Genomic DNA, 17,832 nt, shown 5'->3' with positions numbered 1-17,832 from the left:
TCGTCCTACTCTCTATAAAGAGGGTGTTTCCGCCCCCAAGCCATAAAGAAACAATCCTAAACGGTCTGCCTCTTTTATACAGTGCTTCTCATCCAGCACCAAGGTCAGCTGTGGGGGAAAAGCGATCCCACGCAACCCAGCCTCTGCCGCCCTTACAAGAGTCATCGGACCGATTGTTGGCATATCAGCACGCAGCTCTTGCCCCGCTTTGGGCATTTTAACGAGCACCCCGCCCGCCCCCTCCTGCTGCAAAGCCGCACAACGCTGGAGCATCGCATCCGTCCCCTCCAGAGCTTCTACCGCCAAGGTCAGCCCTTGCTGAACAACACAGCCCTGCCCAATATCTAGCGGTCCCATCACGGATAAAATATGCATCGCTTGCTTTATATCCGCTAACGCTTGTTCATCAGGCTGAAACCTGCCCCATGCTCCCTTCTGGCAACATGACGGTGTGAGAAACTCATGCGCCCCACGGATGCGAAAGCCTTCCTCCTCCAATAGGCGTACAATCGCAGCAAGAAGGCCATCATCCCCCGCAAAGAGGGCGCGGCCTAACCGGCCTATCAAGCGCATCCCCTCTGCATCAGGCCGTAAAGCCCGCCATGAGGGTCGCTTAATTGGGCCTATTAAAACAAGCTCTCGGCAATGCTGCGCCCTCAAAGCGCGCAGAATCGCCCCAGCCTCACCGAGGCGTATAACCTCATGAGGGTAGGGCGTAAGCAACGCCTCATCTACAAAATCTTGAAAACCGATAAGAAACGGCTCACGCCCTTGCTGGCGTAGGGCCGCAGCAACACGAGCAGGCAAGGGACCACCACCGGCTAAAATCCCAACCCGCTCTTGCTGGATCACCCCTCATCATCCTTTTCCCACGCAGCCCCTCTCCCCGGGCGGGTCAGACCGCGGCGCGTTGGGGCCTCCATAAAGTGGAGCATCTCCGCCACACGCTCAATATGCCCATATTTTTGGCGAACAGCCTTCACACGCTCCCCTAAAAGGGCGTCCCCTCCACGAATACGAGGGTATAATTCCCGAAAAGCAAGACGCATCTTCTGGATTTCCCCTGCATCCACCCCCGCACGTTTCAGCCCTACCCAATTAAGCCCTACGAGACGAGCACGGTTACCTAAAACACTCCCATAGGGGATAACATCCATCTCCACACCGCACAGCCCCCCCACAACGGCCCCACGGCCAATGCGGACAAACTGATGCAACGCAGCCGATCCCATAATGCGTGCTTGCTCCCCAATAATCACGTGACCGCCCATCACCACATTATTGACAATGATAACACCATCACCCAACACACAATCATGCGCGATATGGGCATTGGCCATGATGAGACAATCTCGCCCGATATGGGTTTCCCCCGCGCCTTGGGCTGTACCACGATGAATTGTGACACTCTCCCGCACGATGGTCCGCGCCCCAATATGGCACCGTGTCGGCTCTTTTTTATATTTTAAGTCTTGCGGGGGATACCCCACTGTCGTGAAGGGATAAATCTCCACCCCTTCCTCCACAACAGTATGCCCCTCTATCATAACAGACGCATGCAGGCGGACATCATCGCCCATACGCACATGCGGACCCACCACACACCAAGGGCCTATCTGTACCCCTCGGCCTAAAGTCGCTTGTGGGTCCACAAAGGAGGTGGGGTGAATCTCCGTCTTTTTAGGGAGATGTCCCGGTTCTGGCATCAAAGTCAGTCCACAATCATCGCGCTGAATGATGCCTCAGCCACAACGACATCATCAACCTTTGCCACCCCACGAAAACGCCACACAGTCCCCCGTGCGCGCTCTTTTTTAACATGAATCCGCAACTGGTCGCCCGGACCAACAGGACGGCGGAACTTCGCGTTCTCCACCGTCATGAAATAGACCAACTTCCCCTCGAAAGCCTTCCCGAGGGTTAGCACCACCAAGGTTGCCGCTGTTTGCGCCATGGCCTCAATGATGAGAACACCTGGCATAACAGGCCGCGCCGGGAAATGCCCCTGAAAGAAAGGTTCATTAACTGTCACATTCTTAATGCCGACAGCGGATTCCCCTGCCTCAATGTCTTCCATCTTGTCCAGCAAGAGGAAAGGATAGCGATGCGGAATCGCCTTCATAATCTGCATGACATCAACGCTCTCTGGCACTTGATGTGTCTGCTCAGCAGCCTCTCCCACCTATTTCATCTCCCGGATTTTTTTGACAAAACGCGACCAGCCCTCATCACCTTAGGATGAAGGGAGCAATCTTTGCCCCTTTTACCAAAAAAATCCCCAAAAACCAATCCGGGAATGTTATTTGCGCGACAACTTCCTTAATGTCGCCACATTGCGAAAAAACTCTCGGAAAGGCATCGCGGGGCTACCAATCACATCGGCCCCCGCTTCCACATCATTCATAACGCCGCATTGCGCACCAATCCGCGCCTTACGGCCAATATGAATATGGCCAATCAGACCCGCCTGCGCGGCAATCGTTACGAAATCCTCAATCACGGTGGACCCAGATACACCCGCTTGGGACACAACAATACAGCAACGGCCAAGCTGTGCATTATGGCCTATTTGCACCAGATTATCGATGCGTGTCCCCGCCCCAATCACCGTGTCACGCATTGATCCACGATCAATAGTTGAGTTCGCTCCAACCTCAACACCATCACCCAGCACAACACGACCTAGCTGCGGGACCGTCTCAAACCCTTCCGGCCCCACGGCAAAGCCAAAACCATCTTGCCCAATCCGCGCACCGGGATACAAAACCACGCGCTCCCCCAACAAGGCGTGGCTAAGTGAAACATGCGCCCCAATCCGGCACCCTGCCCCTATAACAACATGGTCGCCCACCGAGGCATGCGCGCCAACCACACAGCCATCCCCAAGGCTCACCCCATCACCAATAACAGCGAACGGCCCTATCTCCACCCGCTCCCCAATCGTAACATCCTGCCCAATAACGGCAGTAGGATGCCGTTTGGCTTGAACAGGCGGTAAAGGATGGAATAAACGCGCAACACGGGACCAGAGCAAATAAGGCTCACGACTCACCAGCGCGGTACAGCCCTCAGGCACTTTATCAACAAAAGCAGGCCCTAGCACGACCAGACCCGCCCCCGTTTTCTCTAACAAAGGCAGATAACGACGGTTATCACAAAAACTAACATGCTGCGGCCCTGCTGCATGGAGCGGAGCAACCCCCTCAAAGAGGGTTCCTCCCCCAGCAGGACCCGTTGCCTCCGCCCCGGTGGCCTTCACCAACTCATCTAGAGAAAACGGCCCAGCACGCGTGAAGAAACGAGAATCACCCGGTAATTGTGTTTTCTGTGCATCCGCCCCCATGGCCGCCGCCCTCTGGTTTTAGTGACGCCGTACTACAGAGCCTGCTGCTGGTGTTTGCGCAGGTGCAGGTGGTTGCTGTGCAGCCTGCATCATACGCTCCTCATCAGCAGTAGTCGGCATTTTACCAGATTTTGCCAGAACCTCCGGGTCCACACCATCGGCAGGGATGAACACATGGGGCAAAACCTTGTTCAAGCGGTCTGCCACTTCCTCGGTAATATCCTGACCATCAACATGAAGAACTGCCTGCTCCGCATGGAGGATAAGATTCATGCCATGGGCAGCCGCAACCTTGGCAATAATGCCATCGCGTTGCTCCAACACCCGCTCAATCTGATGGAAGGCCACTTGATAAGCCTCTTGAATGATTCGTGCTTGATTGCCAAAATCATGCTGATCCTTCGCGCGGCGTTCTTGCAAATGCCGTACACGCAGCTGGAGTTGGTCGGATGTCAGACTACGCGCTTGCACTTGGAGCTTCTGCTGCTCCTCCCGCCATGCCGCTTCTTCCTTTTGGACCTGCTGTGCGAGGCGATCACGCCGTGCCCCAAGGACCTGCTGCATCTCTTGCGCTGCTGTAGAAAGCTGCATCACACCTTGGACACTAATCAACCCCAATGTAAGCGGTGGTGGAGCATCCTCCCGTGGAACAGCTGGTGAGCTAGGCACAGCAGGAAGTGGCAAAATAGCCGGGGCCTGCTGTGGTGCATCACCCTCACCTTCATCAGAGGCTCCATCATCCACACCAGCGGCATTTTGTGAAGCCACAGGCACCGTAGGAGCCGCCGCAGCATGGTGATGCACTGCTGGGGTGGCTGGCTGAGCCGCCTTCGGCACGAACCATGCCCCACTTCCATTATTGTCAGCAGCAACAGCCTGCCCTAGCGGCAAAAGAGCCACCGTGCTGGCGAGCATCAAAGAGACGGAAAAGCGTGACATGAAACCCTCTTATCCAAAAAGTCCTAGCGTAACGAAAAGACTGCTCAACAGATTTTAAAATTGCTGCCCAAAGCCAAAGCGAATTGGATACAGGCGGTCCCCTCTCTCACGCCGAATCGGCACAGCACCATCAATATTAACCAATCCGAAAGGACTTTTCCATGAAATCCCCAAACCACCAGAGACACGCGGCGTCATCGTGCTACCACCGATTGGCGTATAATAGGGGTCATTAAAATTACGATAATGGCTACGGTCCTTCACGCGCTTGCCAGAGAGGCTACCTGCGTCAATAAAGCCACGCCCAGAAATACCGAGACTCTCGCCAAATGGCAGCGGGAAGTTCACCTGCGCTGAGGCTGTGTACATGAAAGTACCCCCTAACAGGTCATCCTGCCCAGCACCGGGGCAATAACCATTACGCGCTTGTGCGAGCGTATTATTCGCTGCGGTTGGATGACAGGGGGCAGGATAGTGGGAGCTACGCGGCCCCACACCACCTTGCAGGAAGCCGCGCAGATTCTCACCACCGAGATAGAAGTTATCAACGATGTTTCTATCCCCGCTAGAGCTCCAGTCATGCATGTAACCCACGCCACCTTTAAATTGGAGGCCCCAATTATGGGTTCCTGTCAAATCATCCAACGGTACATAATACGCACCATTTGCCTTTACGCGGTAATATTTCTCATTACCCCCTAAGCCAGCAAACTCCCCGCCCGCGCTCACAACATAACCAGAGCGTGGGTTCATGCGGTTATCGCGCCGATCATATGTAATCGTAGTACCAATCTGCGATAGCAGAGACCAACCCGCCGCATTACGCACATAGACAGAAGGCGTATCATCCTGCCACCCTGCATAATCTTGATTCGGCACGCCATTACCCACATGACGATCCACCACCGTGTAAGTCCACGATTGGGAAAGATAGCGGTTATAAGCGTAGCCTAGACGGATAGAGGCACCATACTGCCCCTCATTATAGCTCTGATACGTTTGATAATTATTCTGAACCGTATAAATATCAAACCCAGCAACAAAGTTACGCCCTAAAAAGTAAGGGTCTGTAAAAGACAAATCCGCCTGCTTCTCGTAATACGCAACCGTACCGGAGAACCCAGCATCCACACCTGTCCCTAAAAGGTTATGCTGCTTGAGGCCCACATTCCCCATCACACCGGCATCTGTCGAGTACCCACCACCAAGGGAGAACTCCCCTGTTGGCTTCTCCACCACATTAGCACTGACATTAACCTTATCTGGAGCAGAGCCTTGGCTTTGATCCACATTTGTACTGCTAAAATAGCCCATATCTTGCAGGGCCATCTTTGTATATTTGCGGTTGAAGGGCGTATAAGCATCCCCCTCGACCATAGGCAGATTACGGCGGATGACATGGTCACGCGTGACAGTATTGCCGTTGATATCAATCCGCTCCACATAAACATGTGGACCTTCCACAATATCAAAAAGGAGGTCAACCACCTTCTTTTCTGGGTTGCGTGCAATCTCTGGACGGACCATCGCGAAGGGATGACCGTTTGCCTGCAACCATTCCTGCATATCGGTCGCATTATCTTGCACGGCTGTGCCGTCATAATACTGGTTTTTATAAACCTCGATATGCTTCTTCACCATCTCTGGGGTGACATGATGCACATTAGAGCGCACGCCAATCTTATTCAGCTTATAACGTGGTCCCTCATGGATCGTGAAGGTGATATAGAAACTCTTATGATCCGGTGATAACTCGCCTGTGGAATCAACAAGATGAAAATCCACAAAACCATTATGCAAATAGAACCGCCTTAACAGCTCTGCATCATACCGGACGCGCTCTGGATTATACTCATCAGAGGATGAGAAAAAGCGATACCATGCAGATTCCTTGGAGGAGATCGCATGCGATAATACAGCCTCACTATAGGTATTATTCCCCACAAAGGAGATTTTCCGCACTAGCGTCTGCTGCGCTTCGTTAATATTAAAAATGACATCAACACGATTATGCGATAGCCGAATCACTTGCGGGACCACCGTTGCCCCGTAGCGGGCACGGGCAGCATACATATTCAAAATCTTCTGACGGTCTGCGGCAACAATTTGTGTTGAGAAGACCGCACGCGTCCGCAAGCTAATCTCTTTTCTCAAATCAGCATCTTTGAGGGTATGATTTCCCTCAAAAACAATCCGATTCACCACCGGATTTTCTACCAAATTGACAATCAACGTGCTGCCTTGACGCTGCAAAGTAACGTCCCGAAACAAACCCGTTGCGTATAATGTTTTTAAGGAGCGATTAAGAGCATCGCGGTTAAAGCTATCGCCCGGCTGCACCACTAAATATGATAGGACGGTGCTGGTCTCAATCCGCGTATTCCCACGAACATCAATAGACTGAATCATCCCCCCTAAGGCGAGCCCCCCCGGCTCGGCCTGATTCGCTACGGGATGAGCATGCCCCCCACGCCCATGACCTCCCAGAGGCGCAGCCTGTGCAGCACTAAGCAGGGTTGGTGCCGTACAGACAGACGCCAGCAGAGCCAGTCGAACGGCCATTGGCCGAAAGCTTTTTGTACGCAATCCTGACAAAACCGGTATTCCTCGTCTCAAAGTTCTACGAACAGCCATCCCACATCATTCCGATGCAAGCCGCTCAACACAGTCCTATACGCATAGCGCAACCCACCGCAGCTCTTTAACCATATAATGACCAAAGACCCACTTATTTTAGTTATAATACGCTACCCAAGTATGGTCTTTTCCCTCATTGAGGGGGCAAAAATCAACCCCCATGTGCAAACAACCAGTGAAAAACACCCAACCCCCTGAGATCATTCACTGTTGAATAGACAAAAAGAGCCACAACGAGCAATAATCCAAATTGCAGCGCGTAACCTTGTGTCCGTTCTGATAAAGGACGACCTAAGACAGCCTCGCAGGCATAAAACAGCAAATGCCCGCCATCAAGCATCGGCACGGGGAACAGATTAATCAAACCTAAATTAAGCGACAAAAGTGCCACAAACCCAACTGCGCTCGCCACCCCATAGTCCACCGCTTGGCCGGACATATGAATAATGCCTATCGTCCCCGAGAGCTGCTTCGCGCTCCGCTGCCCACTGACAATCTGCCAAATGCCCTCCAGCATATTAGCGCACATATCCCATGTTTGCCCAAACGCTGCGGGAATAGCCTTGTAAACAGGCAAAGGTGCCCCATGCTTCAACATAAAGCCCACGCCTAAACGGCCGACCTCATGCCCATCTTGTGTGAGACGATCCAACGTCACGGGGAGTTCTAGCTCTTTGCCCTCCCGCATCACGCTGACCTGCATCACTGCCCCCGGATGAGCCGCTACTTGCGTCTGAATATCACCAATGCTGAGGATACGATGCCCATCCAGCTTGGTAATCTCATCCCCCAACTTTAAGCCCGCACGGCTAGCGGCACCATTAGCAGCGAGGCTACCAATATCGGGCTTTGCCTCTGGTTTGCCGAAGCATGAAAGCAAAACAGCAAATAATATGATGGTCAGTAAGAAATTGAACACCGGCCCTGCGACAGTTACAAGCGCACGGGAGAGAACGGACTTGCGGTTGAAGGCGTTCTCATCGCCTTCCTCAGCGGGGGCATCAGGGTGCTTCTCAAAGCCATGCAGCTTAACATATCCCCCCAGTGGCAAGAGGCTAATTTGCCATTTTGTCCCTACCCGGTCCTGCCATGATGTCAGAGCTGGGCCGAAACCAATGGAGAATACATCCACCTGCACCCCACGCCAGCGCGCGGCCAAATAATGCCCCATCTCGTGAACGAACACGACAATCCCAAAAACGACTAACCCGGCAATAACCGTATATACGGTATGCATCATCAGCTCATACGCTCCATTTGCTCACGGGCGAGGACGCGACCACGTTCATCCCAATGATAAATATCCTCCAAAGAGGTTGGCTCTGGATTCTCGGGCATAGCCTGCAAACTTGCCTCAATAAGCTGGCCAATACCGAGGAAACGAATCTTCCCTGCTAAAAACGCCTCAACGGCAATCTCATTCGCGGCGGAGAACACCGTTGGGGCCACACCGCCTGCTCGCAATACTTGGCGAGCTAGACCGAGAGGGCGGAAACGGTCCTCATCAACGGCCTCAAACTCCATCCGGCCAAGCTTTACAAAATCCAACCGCTCGCATTTTGTCTCCATCCGCGTAGGGGCCGCTAATGTGTGAGCGATGGGAATCCGCATATCAGCCGTACCCATCTGGGCTACGAAGCTCCCATCCCGAAAACACACCATCCCATGCACGACCGATTGCGGATGAACCAGAACATCTATCTGATGCTCCGGCAGCGAAAAGAGGCGTGCGGCCTCAATGACCTCTAACCCTTTATTGGCCATAGAGGCTGAGTCAATCGTAATCTTCGCCCCCATAGACCATGTTGGATGCTTTAAAGCCTGCTCTGGCGTGGCTTTGGCCATCTCCTCCTTGCTCGCCCGGCGGAATGGCCCGCCAGAAGCGGTAAGGACGATCTTCTCCACTAAAGACATATCCGCCCCGCCGAGGGATTGGACAATCGCATTATGCTCGGAGTCAACCGGCAGCAACTCTGCCCCGGCATCGCGCACGGCCTTGAGCATGACATCCCCCGCGCAAACGAGGGCTTCTTTATTGGCTAAAGCGACCTGATGCCCATTTTGCACCGCTGCCAATGTAGGGGCGAGACCCGCCGCCCCTGTGATGGCGGCCATGGTCCAATCTGCCTCTAGCGCGCCTGCCTCAATCACAGCTTGCCGCCCTGCTGCGACCTTTGTAGATGTCCCGGCTAGACGCTCTTTAAGCTCGGCATAATGGCTCTCATCATTTAAGACGGCTAGCTCCGCATTTAACGCACGCGCTTGCTCTGCCAAAAGAGCCGCATTCCGCCCGCCTACCAGAGCCCGCACTTGGATGGACTCTGCCTGCGTTTTTAAAAGGTCAACGGTAGAAACACCAATACTGCCCGTGCTGCCTAATACGCTGACCCGCCGCCGCTCAGAACCTCCACCCATAAACACCCTCTCCTTTAATTGTTCCATCATCTCGCATAAAAGCCTCTGCCCTATAGCAGATCACCCACCAAATCCTTAAAGAAATAAGTCTAAAATAGTGTCCACAAGGCTGCCTGACCGCTGCATAGAGCACATAACGCCGCAATGGGGGCTGCCAGTAACAGCGCATCTAGCCTATCTAGCAACCCGCCATGACCGGGAATCAGCTTACCCGAGTCCTTTACCCCTAAACGCCGCTTAAAGGCACTTTCCATCAAGTCCCCACATTGGGCCGCAATGGCTAAAATGCCCCCCATAAGACAGGCACTAACAGACCAACCCGCCCCCGCAGCATGAGCAATGACCCCGCCCATCACCACAGCTCCTATAATCCCTCCGATAGAGCCAGAAATGGTCTTACCGGGGGAGATCGCTGGGGCAAGCTTAGGCCCGCCAATCAAACGGCCTGTCGCATAAGCGCAACTATCACTCGCAATCACGGCAAATATGACAAAGAGTGTCTCATACAAGCCTTCTGGGCGACTACGCAGCCATAAAAGGGCAATCCCCCCAAAAATGGAGACCAACACCGGCCCGCAAGTGGGGAGACCAAACAAAAGACTCGCCCCCACCAAAGACGCCACAGCCAACCATTGCCCCTTAATCGCGATCAACCCCGCGCAAAGCGGCCATAACATCAACAAGACACCACGCAGAGTTTTCATCCGTTGGCCGAGCAGGCTTTCACCCTCCCAGACCAGACCAATCATAACCAGAAGCACTAATGCCCGGTACACCCATCCGCCCGACCATAAGCAAAACAGCACGATAGGCACTAAAACGAGGCTAGAGAGAATACGCTTTTGCAGCTCCGTCATGATGGCCGTCCCCCAAACCGCCGTTGGCGGCTTTTATAATGCTGGAGAACCTCTGCAAAATCAGCCTCGCTAAAATCCGGCCAGAACACATCAAGAAAAATCAGTTCCGCATAGGCAGACTGCCATAAGAGGAAGTTGGACAGGCGTGCCTCTCCACTTGTACGGACCACAATATCCGGGTCTGGGACATCATGTGTCTGCAAAGCGGAGGCAAAGCGGCCCTCATCAATCGCTTCTGGCTGTAATGTCCCGGCTTTTACTTGCTCTGCCAAAGCGCGCGCACTTGCGGCAATTTCTGCACGCCCCCCGTAAGACAAAGCCAAAATTAGCGTTAGCCGCGTATTCTGTGCGGTTTTATCTTCCGCACGGCGTAACTCTTTACAAAAAGCTGCCCCAAAACGCTCAGGCTCACCAATAATCCGCAGCCGTACCCCTTGCTCATCCAGCTCCTTAAAGCGATGGCGCAAGTAAAATTGCATCAGACCGGTAAGGTCCTTGATCTCATCACCAGAGCGCCGCCAATTCTCGGAGGAGAAAGCATAAAGGGTGAGATACTTCACCCCATTTTGTATGGCAGCCCGCACACAACGCTGCACAGCCTCCCCACCAGCGCGGTGGCCCTGCACTGTAGGTAAGCCGCGCTGCTGCGCCCAACGCCCATTACCATCCATAATCACAGCCATATGGCGCGGCACGGCGGGAACATCCTTAGCAGATGATGAGAGGGAAGAAGCCACCACGACTCTAGCGATCAGACCTGCTTAATATCACGCTCTTTATCAGCAAGCAGCGTATCAACCCGGCCAATATAATCATCGGTTAGTTTTTGGATGGCAGCTGTCCAGACCTTCAGGTCATCTTGGCTGATATCGCCATCCTTCTCTAGCCCTTTGGCTTTATCCATCCCATCACGGCGGACACCACGCACAGCAACACGTCCGCCTTCGGCATAGCGTGCCGCGGCTTTGGCCATCTCATTGCGGCGTTCTTCCGTCAATTGAGGGATGGGTACACGAATCGTCTGACCCTCAGCGGCAGGGTTCAGCCCCAGCCCGCTATCGCGAATCGCTTTCTCAACAGAGGACACAACGCTAGCATCCCATACGGAGACTGTTAGCATACGCGCTTCTGGCACAGCGACAGAGCCAACCTGCGAGAGCGGCACAACAGAGCCATAAACCTCCACCCGCACCGGCTCCAACAAATTAGGGCTAGCCCGACCAGAACGCAGGCCGGAGAGGTCTCGCCGCAAACTCTCTATCGCGCCTTCCATGCGGCGTTTTAGGTCATCTAACAGGGTGTTTAATTCTGTACTCATAACATGCTTCCTCAAAAACCATTCTTTTAAACGCGCTTAGCGCGTCTTACCTCAGCCTTCAACAATGCGCGTAAAGGGTCCTTCCCCCTTCATCGCCGCAGCAAAGGCACCCGGTGCATGAATGTTAAAAACAATAATGGGCAGCGTATTCTCTCGCGCAAGGCTCACAGCGGCAGCGTCCATAACCTTCAGGTTGCGTGCTAAAGCATCCATATAGGTAAGCTGCTCATACCGCGTGGCTTCAGGATTGCGGCGTGGGTCGTCAGAGTAAACACCATCAACCTGCGTCCCTTTAAAGAGGGCATCGCACTCCATCTCATTTGCGCGTAACGCCGCGGCGGTGTCGGTCGTGAAGAAAGGATTACCCGTCCCCGCAGCGAAAATAACAACTCGCCCCTTCTCCATATGCCGCAAAGCACGCCGCCGGATGTAAGGCTCAGCGATAGACGCCATATGAATAGCCGTCATCACGCGGGTTTCAACCTCGCGCTTCTCCAACGCATTTTGCAACATGAGCGCATTGATAACCGTTGCCAACATCCCGGCATAATCGCCCTGTACGCGGTCCATCCCCTTGGCTGCTGCGGCTAACCCGCGAAAGATATTGCCGCCCCCAACAACAAGGCACACCTCCCCTCCCATCGCGACCACGGCGGCAATATCGGCCGCGACCATATCCACCATCTCCGGGTCTACACCGGCTGTCCCTTTGCCCATGAGGGCCTCACCAGACACTTTGAGGAGAACACGTTTATAAGGGAAGGAAGGGTTTTGTGGGGCGGAACTCATAATCGTAGGGGCTCTCTAGCTTAGGGGTGTCCGGATATTTGTCAGCCCTCTCATACAGAGCCAACTCTCAGCAAACAAGAAAAACTCATAACCCTCAGCTATGCTCAGCAAGACCAAGGGCACGGAGGCGGGCTGTTTCTTCATCCCATGCTGCACGTTCCTTCACATTCAGGAAAAGATGGCACGGCGCGCCAAGCAAGCCTGATAGCTGCTTCCGCGCCCGCATCCCAATCTCCCGGATGCGCTGGCCGCGCTCGCCAATCAAAATCGCTTTATGACCAGACCGCGAGACATAAACTGTTACATCAATACGGATTGACCCATCAGGCCGCACTTTAAACGATTCCGTCTCCACAGTGGCATGATAAGGAATCTCCTCATGGGTCTGTAAAAACACCTGCTCCCGCACAATCTCAGCAGCAAGAAAACGGTCAGGCAGGTCCGTTAGGTCATCCTCTGGATAATGGTATGGCCCTGCAGGCAAGACTTTGGCCAGCCCATCTAACAACCCATCCACCCCGTCACCAGAGCGCGCACTGACCATATACACCTCCTCCACCCGCAGCAAATCCGTAACGGCTTTAGTCAGGGGGAGAAGCTGATCATGGGCGATGAGGTCGGTTTTATTCAGCACCAACCAGACAGGACGTTTGCTTTCCTTTAGCGTGGTGATGATGTCGCGGATTTCATCCGTCAAACCAATGCGGCTATCAATCAATAAAAGGCTTAAATCAGCATCTTGCACACCGCTCCAAGCCGCTTTTACCATCGCGCGGTCCAACCGCCGACGGGGTTTAAAAATCCCCGGCAAATCCACAAACACAATCTGCGCTGCCCCACGCATGACAATGCCTAAAGTCCGAAAGCGTGTCGTCTGTGCTTTAGGGCTAACGATGGAAAGCTTGGTCCCCACGATATAATTCATCAAGGTGGATTTACCAGCATTAGGAGCCCCTACTAGAGCCACAAACCCGCAACGAGCCACACCATCATGAGCGGGGGATAATGTCTCTGGATGGGTAAAAGCCTCAGTCATGGTCCACCTCCCGTCCTAACTGCTTTAACAACGCTTTTGCAGCAGCACTTTCTGCCGCGCGTTTACTGCCTGCCTGCCCAACACCGACCTGCCCTAGCGCATGCACTTCCACACAAAATACAGGCGCATGAGATGGCCCCTCAGCAGACGTCAGCTCATAATGCGGCAAAGCTTCCCCACGGCCTAGCAAAAACTCTTGTAATAACGTTTTAGGCTCTTTATGCGGCTGGCCGCTCCGCTCAATATCCCTATCCCATAAGCGGCGGACAACATGCCGTGCAGGCTCCAGCCCAGCATCAAGATATAACGCCCCTAAAAGGGCCTCCATCCCATCGGCAAGGACACTCGCTAACTCGCGAATCCCGGCATGTTCCTCATGTTGGGCAATTTGTATAGCCTCAGAAAGTTCAATCCGCTCCGCAATGCGGGCTAAAACAGGGCGTGAGACCAAATGTGCATGGCGCGCCCCTAAGGCCCCTTCTTGCTCCTCTGGGTACCGCTCAAACAGCCATTCAGCCATGAGCAAGCCCAAAACACGGTCACCTATAAACTCCAACCGCTCATTAGAGCCTTGCCCACGGGGCTTCTTTACGCCCTTTTGGTCCTTCTTCTGTCCCCGATTCCGCCCTGCCCGCCGAGGCACGGCAGAGCGATGGGTCAAAGCTTCATGCAACAGAGCTGAATCCTCAAAATGATGATTCAGCTTAGCTTCCACAAGGCGAACGGCGTCCTCTCGTGTCATCATTAGTCGATACCGTGTAAAAAGCGGCCCCACCGAATCTCCACAGGCCAGTACCAAAATTGCCATGCTGGATGGCGCATCTCTACAGAGAAAAGAACAACCTTCGCCTTACCCACCAGATTCCCTACAGGGACGAATCCGAGGTCATGCCCGCTACTATCGCTGAGATACGCATTCCCCGGTGGGGCCGCACACGCCCCTGTCTCACGCCCCCCTTGGAAGCGGCTATCAGAGCTATCATCTCGATCATCCCCCATAGCGAAAAGACAGCCCTGCGGGACGATATATTCCGGCGTATTATTAGCGAGGTCATGGTCACGCATTTTCAAAATATCATGCGCAACAACGCGACCATCCTCCCGCGGTATCACCTCACGATAACGCGTGCCAGAAAGCACATAGCCACGCTCATCCTGCACGCTATAAGGGCCTTTATCCTGCCTTGGCACGGCCTGCCCATTGATGAAGAGCCGCCCCTCCTCCATACGAATCCGGTCCCCCGGCAAGCCAACAATACGCTTGATATAATCAATGGAGGTATTCTGCGTATAACGGAACACCGCCACATCCCCACGATGAGGCATACTGGCAAAATAACGCCCAGAGATGAAAGAAGGCGACATCGGGAAGGAATAGCGGGAATAGCCGTAGCTCATCTTAGAGACAGCAACAAAATCCCCCACTTGCAGAGTAGGCACCATCGAGGCGGAGGGAATATTAAAAGGCTCCACCAATAAAGACCGCACAGCCACAATCAGCACAATCCATAAAATAATCTGCCGAATAGAGGCCCCAAGGCTCTCCTTCTGCTCTGATGGCTCTAATGGTGTCTCTGCGCTCATATCTCTCTATATCCTAAATCTAACCCACCCGGCATAGCCTGCTTGGCCTGTGGGGTCATGCGTTAATTTACCGTGCTGCGCTTTTCTCTACATCACCTATAGGGACAAGCTGTATCAAAACCTGTGCCATTGCGAGAGGGGCATCATCACTCATACTCACCAAAATCTCAGCATAATGACCCGCTGGCGTACGCTTTTGCAAAAGAGCCGCAGCCTTACCAGAGAGACTCATAAGCGGCGCACCCTTCGCGTTACGCTCCACGGCTATATCCTGCATCTGCACGCCCTCGGCAAAGCCTGTCCCCAAAGCTTTAGCACAAGCCTCCTTTGCTGCCCAACGCTTGGCACAAGCCCCCGCTTGGGCCGTAGGGGCGAGGCTGCGTATGTAAGATTGCTCCGCTGGCGTAAAAACACGCTGCAAAAACGCCTCCCCATGCCGCGCCAAGGCTCCCTCTATCCGCGCTATGGCGCAGACATCCACCCCAATGCCCAAAATCATACGGGTTATCCCTTCGTCCGCTCTGCTTGGAGGACGCCTTTCTCGGAGCGGAAACTCGCTAATACCGTGGCAAGATGGCCTTTATTACGGACCTCCAAATCCACCAAAATCTCCATAAAATCGAGCTGACGATTCACAATCCGCAAATTCACCACACTCGCCTCATGCCGCGTTGCGAGATTGGTAAGAGCCGCAAGAACAGCCGGGTCACTCCCTGCCACAACAGAGAGCCGCGCCATATAGCGGGGGGCATCCCGCCCGACACGCCCCATAGCCTCATCGCTCCACGAAATCTCCAAAAAACGCTCCGGCATGTCGGAGAACATGCTGAGATTATGACATTTCCGCCGATGCACCGTCACCCCTTTTGAGGGCGCAATAATCCCGACAATCCGGTCCCCCGGCAGAGGGCGACAACACCCCGCGAAATTAATCTCAATCCCACTCCCGATGCCCTCAATCAAGGGGCTATCATGGCTATTAAGGGGTTTGGGTGGTGCAGGCCGCTGGCCTAACCGCTCCTCCAAACGCGGAGATAAGCCGGGGACAATCCGCGGGGCGCGCCCTTGGCGGGAAAGCTCGGGATATGCCGCCCCAACAACATCTTTCGGGTCTATATGACCCGCCCCAACAGCCCCGTATAAATCTGTAAGGCTATTCTGCTTTAAGGTGCCTAAAATACCCTCCAACACCTTTTCAGAGCCATCCACCCCTTTTTGACGGAAGGCCCGCGCCACCGCACCACGGCCATTTTCTACATTATTCTGCCGCTGTTGGAGAGCAACAAACCGCCGTACACGCGCCCGCGCTTTGCCGGTAACGACAAACCGCTCCCACGAGGGTGAAGGTGTGCCCCCCCGTGCGGTCATGATGTCGATTTGGTCCCCATTTTGCAAAATATGCTTTAGCGGGACGAGCCTACCATTCACCTTAGCCCCAACGCAGCGATCCCCTATCTGGCTATGCACCGCATAGGCAAAATCCACCGGGGTCGCCCCACGCGGGAGAGAGATAAGCTGCCCTTTGGGGGTAAAGCAAAAGACTTGGTCTTGATAAAGCTCTAACTTCGTATTCTCTAAGAACTCATCAGGGCCTTGGCTATCCTCCAAAATATCCAACAAATCTTGCACCCAACGCAGCTTACGCGTGTAAGCCCCGAAGGTCTCAGACAAGACAGCCGTTTCATATTCACTCGGGTTAGAGCCATCTTTATAGCTCCAATGCGAGGCCACGCCATTTTCGGCAAGGTCGTGCATCTCTGGCGTGCGGATTTGCACTTCAATCTTTTGGCTATGAGGGCGGTAAAGCGTCACCCCTGTATGCAAGGATTGATAACCGTTTGTTTTCGGCGTGGAGATATAATCCTTAAACCGCCCGGCAATCATCGGGTAAGCCCCATGCACAGCCCCCAGGGCCGCATAACATGCCTCCCGCGTAGGCACGAGGATACGAAAGGCCATAATATCCGAGAGCTGCTCAAAGGCGACATTACGCCGCTTCATCTTCTCCCAGATGGAATAAGGCGTCTTTTCTCGGCCAACAACCTCCGCCCCCTCTACCCCAGCTTCTTTACAAAGAGTGAGCAACTCACAACGTATTTGCTCAATCATATCCGCGCCTTGGCCACGCAGATAATTCAACCGGGCGCGAATAGTCGCATCAGCATCAGGCTCCAGATTCGCAAAAGCGACATCCTGCAATTCTGTCTTAACGCGGTCCATACCGATGCGCTCGGCAAGGGGAGCGTAAATATCCAACGTCTCACGCGCAATACGCTGGCGGCGATCCGTCCGCTGCACATAATGCAAGGTCCGCATATTATGCAGCCTATCGGCCAATTTGACGATGAGGACACGAATATCGCGCGACATCGCCAAAACGAGCTTACGGAAGTTCTCTGCTTGTTTTGTCCGGTCGGATTGCAGCTCCAAACGCGTAAGCTTGGTTACGCCATCCACAATAGCAGCAACATCTTTACCAAATTGCTGCGTTAAGCTCTCCAGCGTAACGCCCGTATCCTCCACCGTATCATGGAGCAAACCCACCATGATGGAGACAGGGTCCATATGAAACCCCGCCAAAATATTCGCTACGGCGATAGGGTGCGTGATGTAAGGGTCGCCATTATCACGGCATTGCCCCTCATGTGCTTTTGCCGCTAGGTCATAGGCTTTTTCTATCTGGGCAAGGTCGGCATAAGCATCATATTGCCGAATACGCTCTAACAGACCATGAATAGGCGGATAAAAGTCTTTAGGCGCGGGGTTGGCCGTCTCACCCGTTTTTCCCTCTGAACCTCCAGATGAAAGCAACGACTCACCACCCACGACCCCGCCTCCATTCCATCCCGCTAGCCCCCTAATTGGGAGAACAGTGCGAGAACAACCCCCTCCCCCGCTTACAGAGGAGGCGGTC

General features: G+C 53.8%; 17 protein-coding genes. All 17 read right to left on the bottom strand.

Annotation, left to right across the window (positions count from 1 at the left end; genetic code table 11):
* Positions 1-12: 12 nt before the first annotated feature.
* The 17 genes from GM557_RS03345 to GM557_RS03265 all read right to left on the bottom strand — a co-directional run bounded on the left by GM557_RS03345 (position 13) and on the right by GM557_RS03265 (position 17,729).
* Positions 13-852, bottom strand: coding sequence for an LpxI family protein (locus tag GM557_RS03345; RefSeq protein WP_370513417.1), 840 nt, complete (start codon positions 850-852; stop codon positions 13-15).
* Positions 849-1,706 carry an acyl-ACP--UDP-N-acetylglucosamine O-acyltransferase gene (lpxA, locus tag GM557_RS03340; RefSeq protein WP_155572949.1) on the bottom strand — a complete coding sequence of 286 codons (858 nt, stop codon included), beginning with the start codon at positions 1,704-1,706 and terminating at the stop codon, positions 849-851. The genes GM557_RS03345 and lpxA overlap by 4 nt, the downstream gene beginning before the upstream one ends.
* Before the next feature lie 5 nt (positions 1,707-1,711).
* Positions 1,712-2,131 (bottom strand): 3-hydroxyacyl-ACP dehydratase FabZ, encoded by a 420-nt coding sequence (fabZ, locus tag GM557_RS03335; protein ID WP_155573491.1) that lies wholly within the window; start codon positions 2,129-2,131, stop codon positions 1,712-1,714.
* 168 nt (positions 2,132-2,299) lie between these two features.
* Positions 2,300-3,343, bottom strand: coding sequence for a UDP-3-O-(3-hydroxymyristoyl)glucosamine N-acyltransferase (lpxD, locus tag GM557_RS03330; RefSeq protein WP_155572948.1), 1,044 nt, complete (start codon positions 3,341-3,343; stop codon positions 2,300-2,302).
* Positions 3,344-3,361: 18 nt separating this feature from the next.
* Positions 3,362-4,282, bottom strand: a complete 921-nt coding sequence (locus GM557_RS03325) for an OmpH family outer membrane protein (protein ID WP_155572947.1) — start codon at positions 4,280-4,282, stop codon at positions 3,362-3,364.
* Positions 4,283-4,336: 54 nt separating this feature from the next.
* Positions 4,337-6,844, bottom strand: a complete 2,508-nt coding sequence (gene bamA, locus GM557_RS03320; protein ID WP_155572946.1) for an outer membrane protein assembly factor BamA — start codon at positions 6,842-6,844, stop codon at positions 4,337-4,339.
* A gap of 226 nt (positions 6,845-7,070) precedes the next feature.
* A complete protein-coding gene (gene rseP, locus GM557_RS03315; protein ID WP_230873252.1) occupies positions 7,071-8,159 on the bottom strand; it encodes an RIP metalloprotease RseP in 1,089 nt (362 codons plus the stop codon).
* Entirely contained in the window at positions 8,159-9,334 is a 1,176-nt protein-coding gene (gene dxr / locus GM557_RS03310; protein ID WP_155572945.1) for a 1-deoxy-D-xylulose-5-phosphate reductoisomerase, read from the bottom strand. Before dxr ends, rseP begins: the two co-directional genes overlap by 1 nt.
* A gap of 89 nt (positions 9,335-9,423) precedes the next feature.
* Positions 9,424-10,191, bottom strand: a complete 768-nt coding sequence (locus GM557_RS03305) for a phosphatidate cytidylyltransferase (protein ID WP_155572944.1) — start codon at positions 10,189-10,191, stop codon at positions 9,424-9,426.
* A complete protein-coding gene (uppS, locus tag GM557_RS03300; protein ID WP_155573489.1) occupies positions 10,188-10,874 on the bottom strand; it encodes a polyprenyl diphosphate synthase in 687 nt (228 codons plus the stop codon). Before uppS ends, GM557_RS03305 begins: the two co-directional genes overlap by 4 nt.
* 68 nt (positions 10,875-10,942) lie before the next feature.
* Positions 10,943-11,509, bottom strand: coding sequence for a ribosome recycling factor (gene frr, locus GM557_RS03295; RefSeq protein ID WP_099026109.1), 567 nt, complete (start codon positions 11,507-11,509; stop codon positions 10,943-10,945).
* A gap of 51 nt (positions 11,510-11,560) precedes the next feature.
* The gene (pyrH, locus tag GM557_RS03290; protein WP_155572943.1) at positions 11,561-12,298 is read right to left on the bottom strand and encodes a UMP kinase; all 738 of its coding nucleotides are present in this window, start codon (positions 12,296-12,298) and stop codon (positions 11,561-11,563) included.
* A 94-nt stretch (positions 12,299-12,392) separates the two neighbouring features.
* Positions 12,393-13,334 (bottom strand): GTPase Era, encoded by a 942-nt coding sequence (gene era / locus GM557_RS03285; protein WP_155572942.1) that lies wholly within the window; start codon positions 13,332-13,334, stop codon positions 12,393-12,395.
* Positions 13,327-14,079 (bottom strand): ribonuclease III, encoded by a 753-nt coding sequence (gene rnc / locus GM557_RS03280; protein WP_155572941.1) that lies wholly within the window; start codon positions 14,077-14,079, stop codon positions 13,327-13,329. The genes era and rnc overlap by 8 nt, the downstream gene beginning before the upstream one ends.
* Positions 14,079-14,918, bottom strand: coding sequence for a signal peptidase I (gene lepB, locus GM557_RS03275; RefSeq protein ID WP_155572940.1), 840 nt, complete (start codon positions 14,916-14,918; stop codon positions 14,079-14,081). Before lepB ends, rnc begins: the two co-directional genes overlap by 1 nt.
* 67 nt (positions 14,919-14,985) lie before the next feature.
* Positions 14,986-15,417, bottom strand: a complete 432-nt coding sequence (acpS, locus tag GM557_RS03270) for a holo-ACP synthase (protein WP_155572939.1) — start codon at positions 15,415-15,417, stop codon at positions 14,986-14,988.
* A 5-nt stretch (positions 15,418-15,422) separates the two neighbouring features.
* Positions 15,423-17,729: a bifunctional (p)ppGpp synthetase/guanosine-3',5'-bis(diphosphate) 3'-pyrophosphohydrolase gene (locus tag GM557_RS03265; RefSeq protein WP_155573488.1), complete on the bottom strand. Its 2,307-nt coding sequence runs from the start codon at positions 17,727-17,729 to the stop codon at positions 15,423-15,425.
* Positions 17,730-17,832: the final 103 nt, after the last annotated feature.

Origin of the sequence: Bombella sp. ESL0385 (assembly GCF_009725755.1) — a bacterium.
Classification (GTDB): domain Bacteria; phylum Pseudomonadota; class Alphaproteobacteria; order Acetobacterales; family Acetobacteraceae; genus Bombella; species Bombella pollinis.
Note: the sequence above shows the minus strand (reverse complement) of the source record. Positions and strands in the feature narration are given on the sequence as shown.